Consider the following 16,159-nt stretch of genomic DNA (forward strand, 5'->3'; position numbering starts at 1 on the left):
GGCGCGAACCGCGCGCACCACGCCAGGCCAACCGCAAGAGGGTACGGCCCGCGCGCAACCAGCCGCGCCTGAGGTGCGGGAAAGGAGCCCGCGTCACCCCTGCCGGCCTGCCCGCGTCACCCCTCCCGGCCTGCCCGCATCATCCCTCCCGGGTGGTGGCGGGAGCGGCGGAGCGGGCGTCGTCGAGCACCTGGCGGAGCACGCCGTCCAGCGCCGCGTTGACCTCGGCGGGGCGTTCCATCATCAGCATGTGCCCGGCACCCGGACAGACGGTCAGTTTTGTCGCCGGCAGCGCGGCGGCGATCGACTCGGCGCACGGCGGCGGGGTGAGCCGGTCCCGGTCGCCGACCAGCGCCGCCGCCGGCAGGCGGGCGAGCCGGGCGAGGGTGTCCAGCCGGTGCTGCGCCCCGATCGAGGCGCGGAACCCGCCGATCGAGCGGAGCGAGGCGCGGGCCACCGCCGAGGTGACCAGCCGGATGTCGTGCGGGTCGCAGCGGTCGCCGAAGAGCATCCAGCGGATGCTGGGGCGCAGGGCCCGCAGCAGCGCCCGGGGCGGCCGCCAGGACCCGCACCGGGCCAGCACGCCGGCCCCGGTGGTCTCGGCGAGCCGGATCAACCGGGCGATCCGGGGCGACAGGCCGTAGACGGTGTGTGTGTGCCCCTCGGCCGTCGTGGAGACGAAGACCAACCCGGCGGCCCGGGCGGCGAAGTGCTCGGGGTGCCGGTGCGCGTACTCCATGATCGTCATGCCGCCCATCGAGTGGCCGGCGAGCACCACCCGGCCGTCCGGGACCACCTCGTCCAGCACCGCGGCCAGGTCGTCGCCGAGCTGGGCGAGGGTGGCGGTGGGCAGCGCCATGCAGCTCGACCGGCCGTGCCCGCGGGCGTCGTAGGCCACCACCCGTACCGCGCCGTCGAAGCGTTCCCGCAGGTCGGCGAGCTGCCGGTGCCAGGCCCGCCCGTCCAGCGTCCAGCCGTGCAACAGCACCACGGTGAGCTCGGCGTCGGCCGGCCCCGTCGCCTCGACGTGCAGCCGCACGTCGTCGGGAAGACGTACCTCGACGTGCTCCGGCATCGCCACCTCCCCAGGGCCGCGCTGGTCCGCAACACCGGGGATACCCGGTGGTAACACCGGCTACCCGTCATGACACCACGGCAACCGTGCCGGTGAGAAGATTCGCAACCCGGTCCGGGCGCCGGCCGGGCCGGCCAAGCTGAAAGGCATGGGGTCGCCGCCGGCAACGCCGCCCGGGCCCGCGCCGGCCGGGCGCGCGGCCGGCGGTACGCCCCGGGCCGCCCTGGCGGAACTGCTCGCCGGCAACCGCCGGTTCGTCAGCGGCCAGCCGATCCACGGCCACGACGTCACCGCCGCCGCGGCGGCCTCCGGCGACCAGCAGCCGTACGCGGTGCTCCTCGGCTGCATCGACTCGCGGGTGCCGCTGGAGGCGATCTTCGACCAGACGTTCGGCTCGATCTGCGTGATCCGCACCGGCGGGCACGTGCTCGACCGGGCGGTGCTCGGCTCCATCGAGTACGTGGTCGGGGAGTTGGGCGTACCGCTGGTGGTGGTGCTCGGGCACGAGCGGTGCGGCGCGGTCGCCTCCGCCGTGGACGCGCTGCGCGGCGGGCGGTCACCGGGCGGCGCGCTGGCGCACCTCGTCGAACAGATCGCCCCGGCGGTGACCGAGGTGGGCGTCGACGACCCGCGGGCGCACCCGCTGGCGGTCCGCCGGCACGTGCTGCGGACGGTGGCCGCGCTGCGCGCCGACGACCTGCTCGCCGGCCCCGTCGCCGCCGGCCGGCTGGCCGTGGTCGGCGCCCTCTACGACCTGGCCACCGGCGAGGTCGCCCTGCTCGAGGCGTAGCGGAAGATCCCTTCCTCCCGCCTGCCCACAGACGCGACACCTGTCCACAGACGCGGAACCGCCCGCCGGGATGATCCCGACGGGCGGTTCAGGTGTCGCGTGGGGGAGGGCTCAGCCCTCGAAGACGCCGGCCTCGACGAGGCGCTTCTCGGTGGCGTCCCAGCCGTCACCCGGGTGGGTGGCGTTGAGGTTGTTGATCTCGGCCCGGATCTTCGCGGCGTGGCCGGCGGCGGCCAGCGTCCGGATCTCCTCGACGAAGGCCTCGGAGTCGGTGCGCAGGTGCGCGGTCTTGCCGTTGGTCAGGTTACGCACGTAGGCGTGCTTGCCGCCGTTGAGCGGGATGAGGTACTTGAACTCGCCCAGCACGCTGAGGGCGCCACCCTGGCCAGCCTGGCCGGCCCGGACTGACGCGCGCGCGGTCTTAGAGGTGTTGCTCGCCACGGAGGTACTCCTTGCAAGACGTACGGGAGGACGGAACGTCCGGGGGCTGTGCGGACGGCACCTGGTGAGTGGGCCCGCGGAAGATGTGCGCGGCACAGGCCGCCGATGGAACTGTACACGACCACGATCCCTGGCTGGTCATCGCGTCTGGAGGGGTCAACCGCGGTCACCCGTCCGACTATTCCGACCGGCGAATTTTCCGATTCCCTGGCGCACCATCCGTCACACCAGTCATCATGTGTTCCAGAAGCCACTCGGGTGATCGAGGTCGTAGGGGAAGACGCACCTCGCTCTCCGGGAGGTCACCGTGCCAACGCGTGGCGTCGTATACGTCCACTCGACCCCGCTCGCCGTGTGCTCGCACGTCGAGTGGGCGATCGCGCGCGTCCTCGCCGCGCCGGTCAACCTGCAATGGACGGCTCAGCCCGTCGACCCCGGCGCCCGCCGGGCCGAGTGCGGGTGGACCGGTCGTCCGGGGACGGGCGCCGAGCTGGCTGCTGCCCTCCGGCAGTGGCCCATGATCCGTTTCGAGGTCACCGAGGAGCCGAGCGCCGGTGCCGACGGCGAGCGCTTCATGTACGTCCCGGGGCGCGGCCTGTTCCGCGCGACCGTGGGCGCGGCCGGCGACATCCAGCTCGGCGAGGACCGGCTGCGCAGCCTGATGGCCGGTGCGCGGGCGCCGGAGGCCCTCGCGCACGCGCTCGACAAGGCGCTCGGCACCGCCTGGGACGCCGAGCTGGAGCCCTACCGCCACGCCGGCGACGGCGCCCCGGTGACCCTGCTCACCCGCGTCGGCTGACGTCCCACGTCCGGCGTGCCCCGGCCCGGCGGCGGCGGGAAGGTCAAGTTGCCCCGATAAGGGGTGAACTGGTGGGATGGGCCGCGTGTCGACTACCCCGCGACGTGCCGGCGTCGCGCTCGCCGCCCTGACCGCGCTGCTCCTCTCCGGATGCTCGGGGCCGGCGGACCGCCGTCCCGAGCCCGCGTCGACGAGCGCCGCGGCCACCCCGACACCCGGCGCGAGCCTGCCCGCCGGCGACCCGGCCGCCCGCGCCGCCGCCCTGGTCGGCACGCTCGCCGACGAGGACCTGGTCGGCCAGGTGCTGATGCCCTACGCCTACGGCGACTCGGCGACCCGGGTCTCGCCCGGATCGAAGGCCGGCAACCAGGCCCTCGCCGGGGTGGACACCCCGGCCGAGATGATCGCCAGGTACCGGCTCGGCGGGCTGATCCTGGTCGGCTTCAGCGCCGACGACCCGACCAAGGGCAACCAGGAGACCACCAACGTCGACAACCCGGAGCAGGTCCGCGGGCTCACCACCGGCCTGCGCGAGGCCGCCGGTCGGCTGCCCGCCGGTCAGGCGCCGTTCCTGATCGGCACCGACCAGGAGTACGGCGTGGTCACCCGGATCACCGACGGGGTGACCCTGCTGCCCAGCGCCCTCGCCGCGGGCGCGGCCGGGAAGCCGGAGCTGACCGAGGCCGCCTGGCGGGCGGCCGGCAGCGAACTCGCCGCGATGGGCATCAACCTCGACTTCGCCCCGGTCGCCGACGTGCTCGCCACCCGCAGCACCGTGATCGGCTCCCGGTCGTACGGGGCGGACCCGAAGGCGACCGCGGAGCAGGTGGCCGGCGCGGTCCGCGGGTTGCAGGCCGAGGGCGTCGCCGCCACCGTCAAGCACTTCCCGGGCCACGGGCACAGCGCCGCCGACTCGCACAAGGACCTGCCGGTGCTCGACCAGTCCCGCAAGGCGCTGGAGACCGGTGCCTGGCCGCCCTTCTCCGCCGGCATCGACGCCGGCGCGATGGCCGTCATGTCCGCCCACCTCGACGCCCGGTCGGTGGACCCGGGCACCGCGGCGACCTTCTCGCGCAAGCTGCTCACCGACGTGCTGCGCGGCCAGCTCGGCTTCGAGGGCGTGGTGATCACCGACGGGATGAACATGCCGCCGGCGAAGCGCTGGTCACCGGGGGAGGCCGCGGTGCGCGCGCTACAGGCGGGCAACGACCTGATCCTGATGACGCCGCACGTCGGCCAGGCGTACGACGGGCTGCTCGCCGCGCTCCGCGACGGCTCGCTGCCCCGGGCCCGCCTCGTCGACGCCGCGACCCGGGTGCTGACCATGAAGTTCAAGCTCGCCGACCGGCCCACGCCCGAGCTGTCCACGCTGGGCGGCCCGGCGCACCGGAAGGCCGCGGAGGACCTGGCGGCTGCGGCCGTGACGGTGTTCAGGGGTGCCTGCGGCGGCGGGGTCCGGGGCCCGGTGACCGTCACCTCCTCCGGCGGGCGCGACCACACCCGGGCGGCGCTGACCGAGGCGCTCACCGCGGCCGGGGTCACGGTGGTGCCCAGCGGCGGCACGGTGGTGCACCTGGTCGGGTACGGCGACGGCGCCGGCGACCTGCGCGCCGACGCCGCCGTCACGGTCGCCATGGACACCCCGTACGTGCTGGCGAAGGCGAAGTCACCGACCCTGCTGGCGACGTACTCGTCCAGCCGGGCGTCGATGACCGCCCTCGCCCGGGTGCTGGCCGGCAAGGCGCGGCCGGAGGGCCGGTCCCCGGTGCCGGTGCCCGGCCTGCCCGCCACCACCTGCGCCGGCTGACCGCCTCAGTCGCGGTTGATCCGGGCCGACTGCTTCACCAGCTGGTACGCCGGCAGCAGGTCCTCCGGGTCCGGGGCGTCCAGGCTCAACACGACCGGGCCGTAGAGGGAGGACAACGCGATGGCCCGGTCCGTGTCGCCGTCCGCCGTGTAACTCGTCTCCACGGCGTCGAGCGTGCCGGCCCGCACCCGCCGGTACTGCGCGTCCGAAGCCTTCGGCGAGTACGCCTCGACGAAGTGCTTCAGGTGCTCCTCGGCGCCGCCGGCGACCCCGTCGACCCGCCAGACCCGGAGGAACCCGAGTTCGCCGGCCGGCCGGGCGTCGAGTTCGCACAGCATCCTGGCCTTGCCGACGGTCGGCTCGCCGAACTCCGCCGAGCCCTTCACCGCCTCGACCTTCCACCTGGCCGGCAGCGAGAAGGTGATCGGCAGCTCGCAGGGCGTGCCCTTCTGGCCGACGGTGGTGCCGGCGGCCGCGGCGGCCACCTCGTCGTGCCAGGGCGGGCCGGGGGCCACCGGCGAGGCGGTGGTGCTCGGCGAGGCCGACGCCGAGGGCGAGCCGCCGGCCGCCGGGGTCTCCTTCGCGTCGGCGCAGGCGCCGGTCAGCGCGATGGTCAGGGCCGCGAGCACGGCGGCGCGGGTACGTCGTTCCATGTGTCCATTCCCCGTTGACGATGAGAGCCGGCCCATCAAAGCGGGGCGGACGGACGGCGTCAAGCCGGTTGACCTAGCGGGCCGCGCGCAGCGCGGCGACCAGCCACTCCACGGCCGGCACCGCGGGCGGGAACGGCTCCCGCCGATTGAGCACCCCGATCAACTGCCAGTACCGCTCCACCCGCCGGTCCGTGAAGGCGGCGATCCCGTCGGCCATCGCCCGGCGCCGGTCCGGGGTGAGCGTCGGGTCCACCATCTCGTCGAGCACCGCCCGGGCCTCGGGCGACGCCGGATCGATCCCGGCGGCCAGCGCCGCACGCGCCGGCTCGACCGACGGCATCGGCTCCGGTGGCGGCGCCGTCGCGTCGGCCGACCCGGCCACCGCCATCTCGCGTACCCGACGGCGGAAGTCCGGGTCGGCCACCAGTTCGGCCAGCTCCAGCCAGGCGTCCACCTCCTCGTCGGTGGGCTCGTCCGGCAGATCCGCCGGCAGCGCCCGCATGGCCTGGGCCAGACCGGCGCCCAGGCCGACGTCGACGCCGTCGAAGACCTCGGCCACGAAGTCGTCGACGATCCGCTGCCGCTCCCGGGCGGAGAGGCGGGCCAGGTCGTTCATGAGTCTCAACTCCTCTGTCGTACTGCCACGTCGGGTGACCGACCGCAGCACCGCCCGGCGCAGCCGCAGCGTCCGGATCTCCGCGTCCAGCGCCCGGACGTGCGCCTGCGCCACGTCCCGGACGGTGGACTGGCGGTCCACGATCCGGCGTACGTCGTCCAGGCCGATGCCCAGCTCGCGCAGGGAGCGCAGCAGCTCCAGCCGGGCCACGGCGGCCGCGTCGTAGAGCCGGTAGCCGCCCGGCGACCGGCCGGTCGGGGGCAGCAGGTCGAGGTCGGACCAGAAGCGGATGGTCCGGACCGAGAGGCCGGTCCGGCGGGCGAGCTGCCCGATGGTGAACAGGTCGGTGCGGTCGTCCACGTCGAAGAGCCTCCTGTCTCCAGCCGCTGGAGAGTCAACCCGGAAACGGGCTCGCGGTCGCCCACCGCACCTGGCACCCTCTGCGCACATGGGAACGGCACAGGGTTTCGCGTACGACGAGCGGTCGGACGGCACCGTGGTGATCACCCACCACGGGCGGGTGGCGGGCACGTTGCGCGGCGGACGGGCGGCGGAGTTCCTCGCCGAGGTCGAGGACGACCCGCAGCTCGCGATGGCCCGGTGGACCGGCAACTACCGCCGGGGCAACGAGCGGACCGCCCGCCAACACCCCCGCAACCGGGGCTGAGCGACGCGAGGGGCCCGCGCTCGGGTGAGCGCGGGCCCCTCGACGGTACGTGCGACTACAGCGGGATGTTGCCGTGCGCGCCCCGGGCCGCCGGGGCGGCGGCGAGGGCCTCGGCGATGCGGCGACGGGTCTCGGCGGGGGTGATGACGTCGTCGACCACGCCGATCTCCAGGGCGCGGTTGACGCCGCCCGCGACCCGGGTCTGTTCCTCGATCAGCTGCGCGCGCAGCGTCTCGCGTTCCTCGGCGGGAGCGGCGGCGAGCTTCTTGCGGTGCAGGATGTTGACCGCGGCGCTGGCCCCCATGACGGCGACCTCGGCGTGGGGCCAGGCGAACACGGCGGTCGCCCCGAGGGAGCGGGAGTTCATCGCGATGTACGCGCCGCCGTATGCCTTGCGGGTCACCAGGGTCACCCGCGGCACGACGGCCTCGGCGAAGGCGTGCAGCAGCTTCGCGCCGCGGCGCACCACGCCGTCCCACTCCTGGCCGAGGCCGGGCAGGTAGCCGGGCACGTCGACCAGCACGATCAGCGGCACGCCGAGGGAGTCGCACATCCGCACGAACCGGGCCGCCTTCTCGGCGCTGGAGGCGTCGAGGCAGCCGCCCAGGCGCAGCGGGTTGTTGGCGATCACCCCGACGGTGCGGCCGGCGAACCGGCCCAGGGTGGTCACCACGTTCGGCGCCCACTTGGCGTGCAGCTCCACCCCGGGAGCGTCCAGCAGCGCCTTGACCACCGGCTTGACGTCGTAGGCCCGGTTCGTCTCCACCGGCATCTTCGCCGCCAGGTCGTGCCCCTGGTCACCCTCCGCCGCCACGTCGTCGGGCGACAGCCGACCCTGGCGTCCCAGCAGCGCGGCGAGCTTGCGCGCCTCGGCCAGCGCCGACTCGTCGTCCTTGCACGTCACGTGGACCACCCCGGAGCGGCGGCCGTGCGGCTCCGGCCCGCCCAGCCGCTCCATGTCGACCTGCTCACCGGTGACGCTGCGTACCACCTCCGGACCGGTCACGAAGATCCGTCCGGCCCCGCTCATGACCACGATGTCGGTCAGCGCCGGCCCGTACGCCGCGCCGCCGGCCGCGGGACCCAGCACCACCGAGATCTGCGGCACCCGCCCCGACGCGCGCACCATCGCGGCGAACACCTGACCCACCGCGTCCAGCGCCACCACGCCCTCGGCCAGCCGGGCCCCACCGGAGTGCCACAACCCCAGCACCGGCACCCGCTCCCGCACCGCGGTGTCGATGGCGTCCACGACGTGCCGGCACCCCTCGGTGCCCATCGCGCCGCCCATCCGCGTGGCGTCGGTCGCGTACGCGATCGCCGGCGTGCCGTCGATCTCGCCCCGCGCCCACAGGACGCCGGAGGTGTCCCGGGGCGCCATCAACCGCAACGAACCGGCATCGAACAGCGCCCGCAGCCGCAACTCCGGATCCCGGTGGTCCACGACGGGTGAAGTGTCCGCACCAACGGCGGTGGTGGTCACGTGAGCCTCCAAGGCTGTGGTCTCAGGCCCGCGTGAAGACGAGAGCCACGTTGTGCCCGCCGAAGCCGAACGAGTTGTTCAGCGCGGCGGGGATGTCCATGTGGCGCGCCTTGTTCGCGGCCACCTCCAGGGTGAGGCCGTCGTCCGGGTCGTCGAGGTTGATCGTCGGGGGTACGACGCTGTCGCGGATCGCCAGGATGGTGGCGATCGACTCCAGCGCCCCCGCCGCGCCCAGCAGGTGACCGGACATCGACTTGGTGGAGGACAGCACCGGGTGGTCGCCGAGCGCCTCGTGCAGCGCCTTGATCTCCGCCACGTCACCGACCGGGGTCGACGTGGCGTGCGCGTTGACGTGCGTGATGTCGGACCTGGCGACGTCCGCGTCGGCGATCGCCTTGGCGATGGCCCGGATCGCGCCCTCCCCCTCCGGGTGCGGCTGCACGATGTCGTAGCCGTCGGAGGTGATGCCGGCCCCGGCCAGGCGCGCGTACACCCGGGCCCCCCGGGCGGCGGCGTGGTCCGCGCGCTCCAGCACCAGGATGCCCGCGCCCTCGCCGAGCACGAAGCCGTCGCGGCCCTTGTCCCACGGCCGGGAGGCCCGCTCCGGCTCGTCGTTGCGCGTCGACATGGCCCGCATCGAGCTGAAGCCGGCGATCGGCAGCTGGTGGATGACCGCCTCGGTGCCGCCGGCCACCACCACGTCGGCGCGGCCGGCGCGGATCATGTCCAGGCCGAGCGCGATCGCCTCCGCGCCGGTCGCGCAGGCGCTGGCCACCGAGTGCACCCCCGCCTTCGCGCCCAGCTCCAGCCCCACCCAGGCGGCGGGGCCGTTCGGCATCAGCATCGGGATGGTGTGCGGGGAGACCCGCCGCGGCCCGGACGCCTCCAGAACGTCGTCCTGGGCGAGCAGGGTCAGCGCGCCGCCGATGCCCGAGCCGACGCTGACGCCCAGCCGCTCCCGGTCCAGCCCGGAGTCGGCCAGGCCGGCGTCCGCCCAGGCCTGCTGCGCCGCGATGATCGCGATCGCCTCGGAACGGTCCAGCCGGCGCAGCTTGACCCGGTCGAGCAGGCCGGCCGGATCCACCGCGAGCTGGGCGGCGATCCGGACCGGCAGCTGCTCGGCCCACTCCTGGGTGAGGGCACTCACCCCGGAGCGGCCGGCGAGCATGGCGTCCCAGGTCGACGCGACGTCCCCGCCCAGCGGAGTGGTCGCGCCGAGCCCGGTGACGACGACGTCGGTGTGCGCCATGATCAGGACTGCGCCTCGATGTAGCTGACGGCGTCCCCGACGGTCTTCAGGTTCTGCACCTCGTTGTCCGGGATCTTGACGCCGAACTTCTCCTCGGCCGCCACCACGACCTCCACCATGGAGAGCGAGTCGACGTCCAGGTCGTCGGTGAAGGACTTCCCCTCGGCCACGTCGTCCGGGTTCACCCCGGCAACCTCTTCGAGGATCTCGGCGAGGCCGGCGGTGATCTCGTCACGGGTCATTGCGGTTTGGTTCCTCTCATCGGTTTCACTCGACGGCCGACGACGCCGGCCGTCACTCCCCGGCGCTGGCGCGCCGGAGGGGCTTCAGGGGCAGCGGACGACCTGACCGGCGTAGGTCAGGCCGCCGCCGAAGCCGAAGAGCAGCACCGGGGCGCCCGAGGGCACCTCCCGCCGCTCGACCAGCTTGGACAGGGCCAGCGGCACGCTCGCCGCCGAGGTGTTGCCGGACTCGACGATGTCCTTGGCGATGATCGCGTTCGGGATGCCGAGCCGCTTCACGATGCCGTCGATGATCCGGGCGTTGGCCTGGTGCGGCACGAAGGCGGCCAGCTCCGACGGGTCCACCCCGGCGCGCTCGCACGCCTGCCGGGCCAGCGGCGCCAGCTCGGTGGTGGCCCAGCGGAAGACCGACTGCCCCTCCTGCTGGATGTACGGGCGCCAGCCCTCGATGCGTACCGCGTCGCTCTTCTCCGGGGCCGAGCCCCAGACCACCGGGCCGATGCCGGCGGGCTCGTCCTCGGCGGTGGCCGTCACCACCGCGGCGCCCGCGCCGTCGGCGAAGATGATGCAGGTGGAGCGGTCCGTCCAGTCGACGATGTCGGAGAGCTTCTCCGCGCCGATCACCAGGGCGTTGCGCGAGGCGCCGGCCCGGACGGCGTGGTCCACCGTGCCCAGCGCGTAGGCGAAACCGGAGCAGGCCGTGTTGATGTCGTACGCCCCGGGCGCGGTGATGCCGAGCTTGGCGGCGACCCGGCAGGCGACGTTCGGGCTGCGGTCGACGGCGCTGCAGGTGGCCACGACGACCAGGTCGATGTCGGCGGCGGTGAGGCCGGCGTTGGCCAGCGCCTTGCCGGCGGCGGCGGCGGCCATGTCGGTGACCGACTCGCCGTCGGCGATCCGCCGGGTGACGATGCCGACCCGGTCGCGGATCCACTCGTCGCTGGTCTCCACCAGCTGCGCGATCTCGTCGTTGGTGACCACCCGGGAGGGCTGGTAGTGCCCCATGGCGAGGATCCGGCTGCCGGTCATGCGTGACCTCCGATGCGAACGAGCGGCTGGCCCGGCGCGACCGGGTCGTCGTGGTGGGCGAGCCACTCGGTGAGCACCCCGCTGCCGTGGGCGGCCACCTCGACCGGGCCCTGCCGGGTGGCGATGTGGCCGACGACCTGCCCGGCGTCGAGCGTGTCGCCCTCGGCGAGGCCCTCCGCCGGCTCGAAGGTGCCGGCCGACGGGGCCACCACCACGCGGAACTGCATGGTCGGCTCGTGGCTCGGCGCCATCCCGTGCCGGGCGATCAGGTCCCGCGCGGCGGGCAGGTCGTCCGGGGTGTTCAGGGTGACGATCTCCGGGAGGCCGCTGTCCTTGAGCTCCCGCTTGACCAGGCCCGCGAGGGTGCCCGCCGGGGGCAGCTCGATCACGCCGGTCACCCCGAGGTCGGCCAGCGTGCGCATGCAGAGGTCCCAGCGCACCGGCGCGGTGACCTGCCGGACCAGGCGCTGCACCATGTCGCGCCCGTGGTTGACCGCGGCGCCGTCGATGTTGGACAGCAGGATCCGGGTCGGGTCGGCGGGGGTGATCCCGGCGGCGACGGCGGCGAGCGCCGCCTCGGCGGGGGCCATGTACGGGGTGTGGAAGGCGCCGGCGACCTTGAGGCGGATCACCCGGGCCTTGGTCGGCGGCTCGGCGGCGAGCTTCTCCAGGCCCGCGACCGCGCCGGCGGCGACGAACTGGCCGGCGCCGTTGCGGTTGGCCGGGTGCAGCCCGTGCGCGGCGATCGTGGCGAGCACCTCGTCGGGGTCCCCGCCCAGGACGGCGGCCATCCCGGTCGGCTCCAGCGCGCAGGCGGCGGCCATCTCGCGGCCGCGTACGCCGGCGAGGGTGATCGCCGTCTCCGCGGGCAGCACGCCGGCGAGCGTCGCCGCGCCCAGCTCGCCCACGCTGTGGCCGGCGGTGACGGTGACGTCGTACATCGGCAGGTGTTCGGCGGCGAGCAGCGCTGCCGCGACCAGCAGCGGCTGGGTGCGGGCGGTGCCCTTGATCTCGTCGGCGTCGGCCGCGGTGCCCAGGTGCACCAGGTCGACCCCGGCCATCGCCGACCACCACCGCAGACGGGCCTCGGCGCCGGGCAGGTCGAGCCAGGGGGTCAGGAAGCCGGGTTTCTGGGAACCCTGGCCGGGAGAGAGTACGGCGAGCACGTCTATGACTCTCCCGGATACGCGCGGGTAGCGCTGTGCCGCCCTCGACCAAACCGCACTAGAACCTTTGGAGGGTTCCTACAAAGATCGGCGGTGATCATCACCCGACTGTGATGTTTTCCTGACGGCTGGGGTCATTGTCTGGGTTGGGACCACCGGGACCACCGGGTCGAGCCGGCCGACGGTGAGCGCCACCTGGAGGGCGAACGCGTCCCGCGCGGCGAGCGGCGAGAAGCCGGTCACGTCGGCGATCCGCCGCAGCCGGTAGCGCACCGTGTTCGGGTGCACGAAGAGGGCGCGGGCGGCGCTCTCCAGCGTGCCGCCGGCCGCGAAGAACGCGTCGAGGGTCTCCAGCAACTCGCCGCCCGCCCGCACGAGCGCGGCGTAGACGTCGTGCCGCAGCCGCCGGCGCGCCTCCCCGTCACCGGCCAGCGCGCGCTCCGGCAGCAGGTCGCCCGCCGGCACCGGCCGGGGCGCGGTCGGCCAGGCGGGGGCGGCCCGGAAGCCGGCCAGCGCGGCGCGGGCCGACTCGGTCGCCTCGTCCAGGCTCGGCACGGCCGGGCCGACCACCACCGGCCCGTCGCCGAACGCGCCGAGCAGCTTGACGGTGGCGGCGACGGGATCGGCGGCGCCCCCGAGCACGATGACCAGCCGGTCGCCGTGCACCCCGCCGATCACCTCCGCGCCGATGCGTCGGGCCTGCCGGTGCACGGTGTGCAGCACGGCGGAGACCTCGCCGCCGGGGGAGCGGCCGACCGCCACCGCCACCGGCGGGGCGTCCGCCCAGCCGAGCGCCGCCGCGCGGCTGGCCAGCACGTCCGGCGAGTCGCCCCGCAGCAGCGCGTCCACCAGCAACGCCTGCAACCGGGCGTCCCAGGAGCCGCGGGACTCGGCGGCCCGGGCGTACGCGCGGGCGGCGGCGAAGGCGATCTCCCGGGAGAACCGCAGCACCGCCTCCCGCAACTGCTGCTCCTCGCCCGGCGCGGCCAGGTGCGAGACCTGCTCCTCGACGACGTCGATCATCACCTTGATCAGCGCCACCGTCTGCTGGAGGCTGATCGAGCGGGCCAGCGCCTGCGGCGCGGTGGCGAAGACCTCGTCGGAGACCTCCTGGGTGCTGTCCGCCGTGCCGCCGCCGTCGCGCAGCCACTGCACCAGCGACCGGGCGCCGGCCTGGGCCACCAGCATCACCCAGGAACGGTGGTCGGCGGGCAGGTCGCGGAACCAGGGCAGGGCCTCGTCCATCCGGGCCACGCTGGCGGTGGCCAGCGCCCCCGCCGCCCGCTCGATCCGGCGCAGCGTGGCCGACAGTTCCGTACCGCCCGGCTCGCTCACCGCTCCAGCCTGACACGTCCCGACCTGGACCTTCACGCCGGGCGGCCCGCGTTCGGCGGTGGCCCCGGGCGGGCCGGCGGTCGGGTCAGGCGGGCGGGGGAGCGGGCAGCCCCAGCTCCTGGGCCAGGATGGCGGCCTGCACCCGGCTGCGCAGGTCCAGCTTGGCGAGGATCCGGCTGACATGGGTCTTGGTGGTGCTCTCCGCCATCGCCAGCCGGTCGGCGATCTGCTGGTTGGACAGCCCGAGCCCGAGGCAGGCCAGCACGTCCCGCTCCCGAGGGGTCAGCGTGTCCACCGCCGCCCGGGTCGCCCCGGAGGCGGCCGGGGCGGTCGCCGCGAACGCGGTGATCAGCCGGCGGGTCACCGCCGGGGCGATGAAGCCCTCGCCCCGGGCGACCGTCCGCACCGCCGCCACCAGCCCTTCGGCGTCGATGTCCTTGAGCACGAAGCCCGCCGCGCCGGCCCGCAGCGCGCCGAAGACGTACTCGTCGAGGTCGAAGGTGGTGAGCACGAGCACGTCGGCGAGCCGGTCGGCGACGATCTCCCGGGTGGCCGAGATGCCGTCCAGCCGGGGCATCCGCACGTCCATGACCGCCACGTCGGGCCGCAGCTCGCGGCACAGCCGGACGGCCTCCGCGCCGTCGTCGGCCTCGCCCACCACGGCGACGCCGGGCGCGCCGGCCAGGATCAGCGCCAGCCCGGCCCGCACCGCCGGCTGGTCGTCGGCGAGCAACACCCGGATCACCTCGGCCATGACACGCCCCGTCCCCTCACGCCGCCTCGCCCGTCGGCAGCTCCACCCGTACCCGCCAGCGGCCCTGCGCCGGGCCGGCGGCGAACCGCCCGTTGAGCAGCACCGCCCGCTCCCGCATCCCGATCAGGCCGGCGCCCGCGCCGCTCGGCGCGCCACCACCGGCACCCACCGGGTTGTCCACGCCCACCACCACCCCCGCCGGCTCGTACGCGACCAGCACGTCGGCCTCGCCGGCGCCGTGCTTGAGCGCGTTGGTCAGCGACTCCTGCACGATCCGGTACGCGGCCAGGTCCACCCCGACCGGCAGCGGGCGGGGCTCGCCGCGCCGGGTCACCCGCACCGCCAGCCCGGCGGCGCGGGCCCGGTCGACCAGCCCGTCGACCTCGCTCAGCCGCGCCCGGGTCGTCTCGTCCGTCGCGTCGACGGCCGACCCGCTCCCCGCCGGCTCCCGGAGCAGGCCGATCATCTGCCGCATCTCCGCCAGGCCCTGCACGCTGTTCTCCCGGATCACCCGCAGCGCCGACTGGACCTGCGCCCGGTCGAGCCCCGGCACGGAGAGCGCGGCCGTGGCGTGGATCGCCACGGCGCTCAGGTGGTTGGCGATCACGTCGTGCAGCTCCCGGGCCATCCGGGCCCGTTCCGCGCCGACCGCCTGCCGCCGGTCCAGCTCCACCAACCGCGCGGTCTGCTCGGCCCGGGCCCGCTCGGCCGCCGCCTGGTCCCGGTACTGCCGCACGCTGATCCCGGTGAGCACCGGCAGCACCCCGGCCAGCACCAACGGCATCCCGACGCCCACACCCCGCCAGTCACCGATCAGCAGCACCCCCGCCGCCGTGCCGAGCACGCTCAGCCCGACCATGACCCGCAGCAGCCAGCGCCAGGTCAGCGCCGAACCGAACACGCACGCGTCGTAGAGGACCTGGGTGTAGACGAGGACGGTGGCCAGCGAGCCGCCCATCGCGAGGTCGACCACCACCGCGACCGTGCCGAGGGTCAGGCTGGTCCGGGTGGCGACCCGGCGCAGGCCCACCGCCACGCAGGCCGCCGCCAGCGGCAGCAGGAACAGCGGCTCCGGCAGGCCCGGCTGCCGGGACAGCTGCGGCTGCGTGCCCAGGGCGTACATGACCGCGCCGCCGGCCAGGGACGCGGCGGCGAGCATCAGGTCCCGGCCGGCGGTGCCGGGCCCGAGCCAGGTCGGCGCTCGCATGGCCCCGATCCCACCACACCGACCGCCGCCCGGGCTCCGACCGCCGGAGGACCCCGCCCCGCCCCACCCCCACCAAAAGATGTACGCCACCACGCCCGCCCCGCTCCCGCCGGTCCCGCGTCAGTCGGCGGTGGGGTGGGTCCGTCGAAGGAGGGAGGGAGATCTCGTCTTCGGCGGTGAGGGTCGCGCGTCCGGGGCGGGGCAGGGTGGTGGGGCACGAACGGGGAGGGGCAGAAATGCTGCTGGGAGTCATCGTCGCCTGCGAGATCGGGTTCTGGGTGGTGCTCGCCGCCGGGCTGGTCGCGCGGTATCCGCTGCGCCGGCCGCGGCTGGGCGCCGCGCTGCTGGTCTGCGTACCGCTGGTGGACCTGGTGCTGCTCGCGGCGAGCGCGCTGGACCTGCGGCGCGGCGCCATCGCGGACGTCACCCACGGCCTGGCCGCCGCGTACCTCGGCTTCTCGGTGGCTTTCGGGCACTCGATGGTCCGCTGGGCCGACCAGCGTTTCGCGTACCGCTTCGCCAGCGGCCCGCCGCCGGTCAAGCCGCCGCGGCACGGGTGGGCACGGACCCGGCACGAGTGGCGGGAGTGGGGCAAGGGCCTGCTCGGGTGGGCGATCGCCTGCGCGCTGCTCGGGGCGGCGATCGTCTGGGTCGACGACGCCGAGCGGACCCGGGAGCTGACGAACTGGATCGGCCGGCTCTCCCTCGCCATCGTCATCTGGCTGGTCGCCTTCCCGGTCTGGGAGACGATCTTCCCGCGCCGGGCGCGGCGCTGACCCGGGTCCGGCTGCACGGCCCGTCGGTGCCGGCCAGTACGGTGACAGGGCACGTCGGGCGACCCCGGCG

At 75.0% G+C, this 16,159-nt stretch carries 16 protein-coding genes and 1 pseudogene; 5 read left to right on the forward strand and 12 right to left on the reverse strand.

The features are described from left to right. Positions 1-139: 139 nt before the first annotated feature. Complete coding sequence (locus tag ABZ793_RS02750; protein ID WP_357450865.1) at positions 140-1,075, reverse strand: alpha/beta hydrolase; 936 nt, start codon at positions 1,073-1,075, stop codon at positions 140-142. A gap of 148 nt (positions 1,076-1,223) precedes the next feature. Between ABZ793_RS02750 and ABZ793_RS02755 the strand changes: the two genes are divergently transcribed. Further along, a complete protein-coding gene (locus ABZ793_RS02755; RefSeq protein ID WP_357450868.1) occupies positions 1,224-1,865 on the forward strand; it encodes a carbonic anhydrase in 642 nt (213 codons plus the stop codon). Between the two features lie 111 nt (positions 1,866-1,976). Here the strand turns inward: ABZ793_RS02755 and ABZ793_RS02760 are convergent, their stop codons facing one another. Then, the gene (locus ABZ793_RS02760; RefSeq protein WP_350707717.1) at positions 1,977-2,306 is read right to left on the reverse strand and encodes a hypothetical protein; all 330 of its coding nucleotides are present in this window, start codon (positions 2,304-2,306) and stop codon (positions 1,977-1,979) included. A gap of 307 nt (positions 2,307-2,613) precedes the next feature. Between ABZ793_RS02760 and ABZ793_RS02765 the strand changes: the two genes are divergently transcribed. Then, entirely contained in the window at positions 2,614-3,105 is a 492-nt protein-coding gene (locus ABZ793_RS02765; protein ID WP_350683062.1) for a DUF3145 domain-containing protein, read from the forward strand. Positions 3,106-3,181: 76 nt separating this feature from the next. Then, positions 3,182-4,912, forward strand: a complete 1,731-nt coding sequence (locus ABZ793_RS02770) for a glycoside hydrolase family 3 protein (RefSeq protein WP_357450873.1) — start codon at positions 3,182-3,184, stop codon at positions 4,910-4,912. A gap of 5 nt (positions 4,913-4,917) precedes the next feature. Here ABZ793_RS02770 and ABZ793_RS02775 read toward each other — a convergent pair whose 3' ends face one another. Together ABZ793_RS02775 and ABZ793_RS02780 are read right to left on the reverse strand one after the other, a co-directional pair. Then, complete coding sequence (locus tag ABZ793_RS02775) at positions 4,918-5,565, reverse strand: lipoprotein (protein WP_357450876.1); 648 nt, start codon at positions 5,563-5,565, stop codon at positions 4,918-4,920. A gap of 73 nt (positions 5,566-5,638) precedes the next feature. After that, the gene (locus ABZ793_RS02780) at positions 5,639-6,541 is read right to left on the reverse strand and encodes a MerR family transcriptional regulator (RefSeq protein WP_357450878.1); all 903 of its coding nucleotides are present in this window, start codon (positions 6,539-6,541) and stop codon (positions 5,639-5,641) included. A gap of 88 nt (positions 6,542-6,629) precedes the next feature. Here ABZ793_RS02780 and ABZ793_RS02785 point away from each other — a divergent pair, with 88 nt between their 5' ends. Beyond that, complete coding sequence (locus tag ABZ793_RS02785) at positions 6,630-6,848, forward strand: hypothetical protein (RefSeq protein ID WP_357450881.1); 219 nt, start codon at positions 6,630-6,632, stop codon at positions 6,846-6,848. Between the two features lie 55 nt (positions 6,849-6,903). Here ABZ793_RS02785 and ABZ793_RS02790 read toward each other — a convergent pair whose 3' ends face one another. From ABZ793_RS02790 to ABZ793_RS02825, 8 genes and pseudogenes are all read right to left on the reverse strand, one after another. After that, on the reverse strand, positions 6,904-8,292 hold the full coding sequence (locus ABZ793_RS02790; protein ID WP_350708019.1) for a carboxyl transferase domain-containing protein: 1,389 nt from the start codon (positions 8,290-8,292) through the stop codon (positions 6,904-6,906). A 61-nt stretch (positions 8,293-8,353) separates the two neighbouring features. Beyond that, on the reverse strand, positions 8,354-9,580 hold the full coding sequence (gene fabF / locus ABZ793_RS02795) for a beta-ketoacyl-ACP synthase II (protein WP_350707728.1): 1,227 nt from the start codon (positions 9,578-9,580) through the stop codon (positions 8,354-8,356). A gap of 2 nt (positions 9,581-9,582) precedes the next feature. Then, on the reverse strand, positions 9,583-9,822 hold the full coding sequence (locus ABZ793_RS02800) for an acyl carrier protein (RefSeq protein WP_007072348.1): 240 nt from the start codon (positions 9,820-9,822) through the stop codon (positions 9,583-9,585). Between the two features lie 84 nt (positions 9,823-9,906). Then, positions 9,907-10,851, reverse strand: coding sequence for a beta-ketoacyl-ACP synthase III (locus ABZ793_RS02805; RefSeq protein ID WP_357450886.1), 945 nt, complete (start codon positions 10,849-10,851; stop codon positions 9,907-9,909). Beyond that, entirely contained in the window at positions 10,848-12,017 is a 1,170-nt protein-coding gene (locus tag ABZ793_RS02810) for an acyltransferase domain-containing protein (RefSeq protein ID WP_357450889.1), read from the reverse strand. The genes ABZ793_RS02805 and ABZ793_RS02810 overlap by 4 nt, the downstream gene beginning before the upstream one ends. A gap of 78 nt (positions 12,018-12,095) precedes the next feature. Continuing rightward, positions 12,096-13,367, reverse strand: a pseudogene (locus ABZ793_RS02815) (helix-turn-helix domain-containing protein); the annotation flags it as partial. 70 nt (positions 13,368-13,437) lie between these two features. Next, positions 13,438-14,106, reverse strand: coding sequence for a response regulator transcription factor (locus ABZ793_RS02820; protein ID WP_350707734.1), 669 nt, complete (start codon positions 14,104-14,106; stop codon positions 13,438-13,440). 16 nt (positions 14,107-14,122) lie between these two features. Next, on the reverse strand, positions 14,123-15,313 hold the full coding sequence (locus ABZ793_RS02825) for a histidine kinase (protein ID WP_357450893.1): 1,191 nt from the start codon (positions 15,311-15,313) through the stop codon (positions 14,123-14,125). 236 nt (positions 15,314-15,549) lie between these two features. Here ABZ793_RS02825 and ABZ793_RS02830 point away from each other — a divergent pair, with 236 nt between their 5' ends. After that, positions 15,550-16,089, forward strand: a complete 540-nt coding sequence (locus tag ABZ793_RS02830; protein ID WP_357450896.1) for a hypothetical protein — start codon at positions 15,550-15,552, stop codon at positions 16,087-16,089. Positions 16,090-16,159 lie beyond the last annotated feature (70 nt).

The sequence above is a fragment of the Micromonospora sp. NPDC047465 genome (genome assembly GCF_040643125.1).
In the GTDB taxonomy this organism is placed as follows: Bacteria; Actinomycetota; Actinomycetes; order Mycobacteriales; family Micromonosporaceae; genus Micromonospora.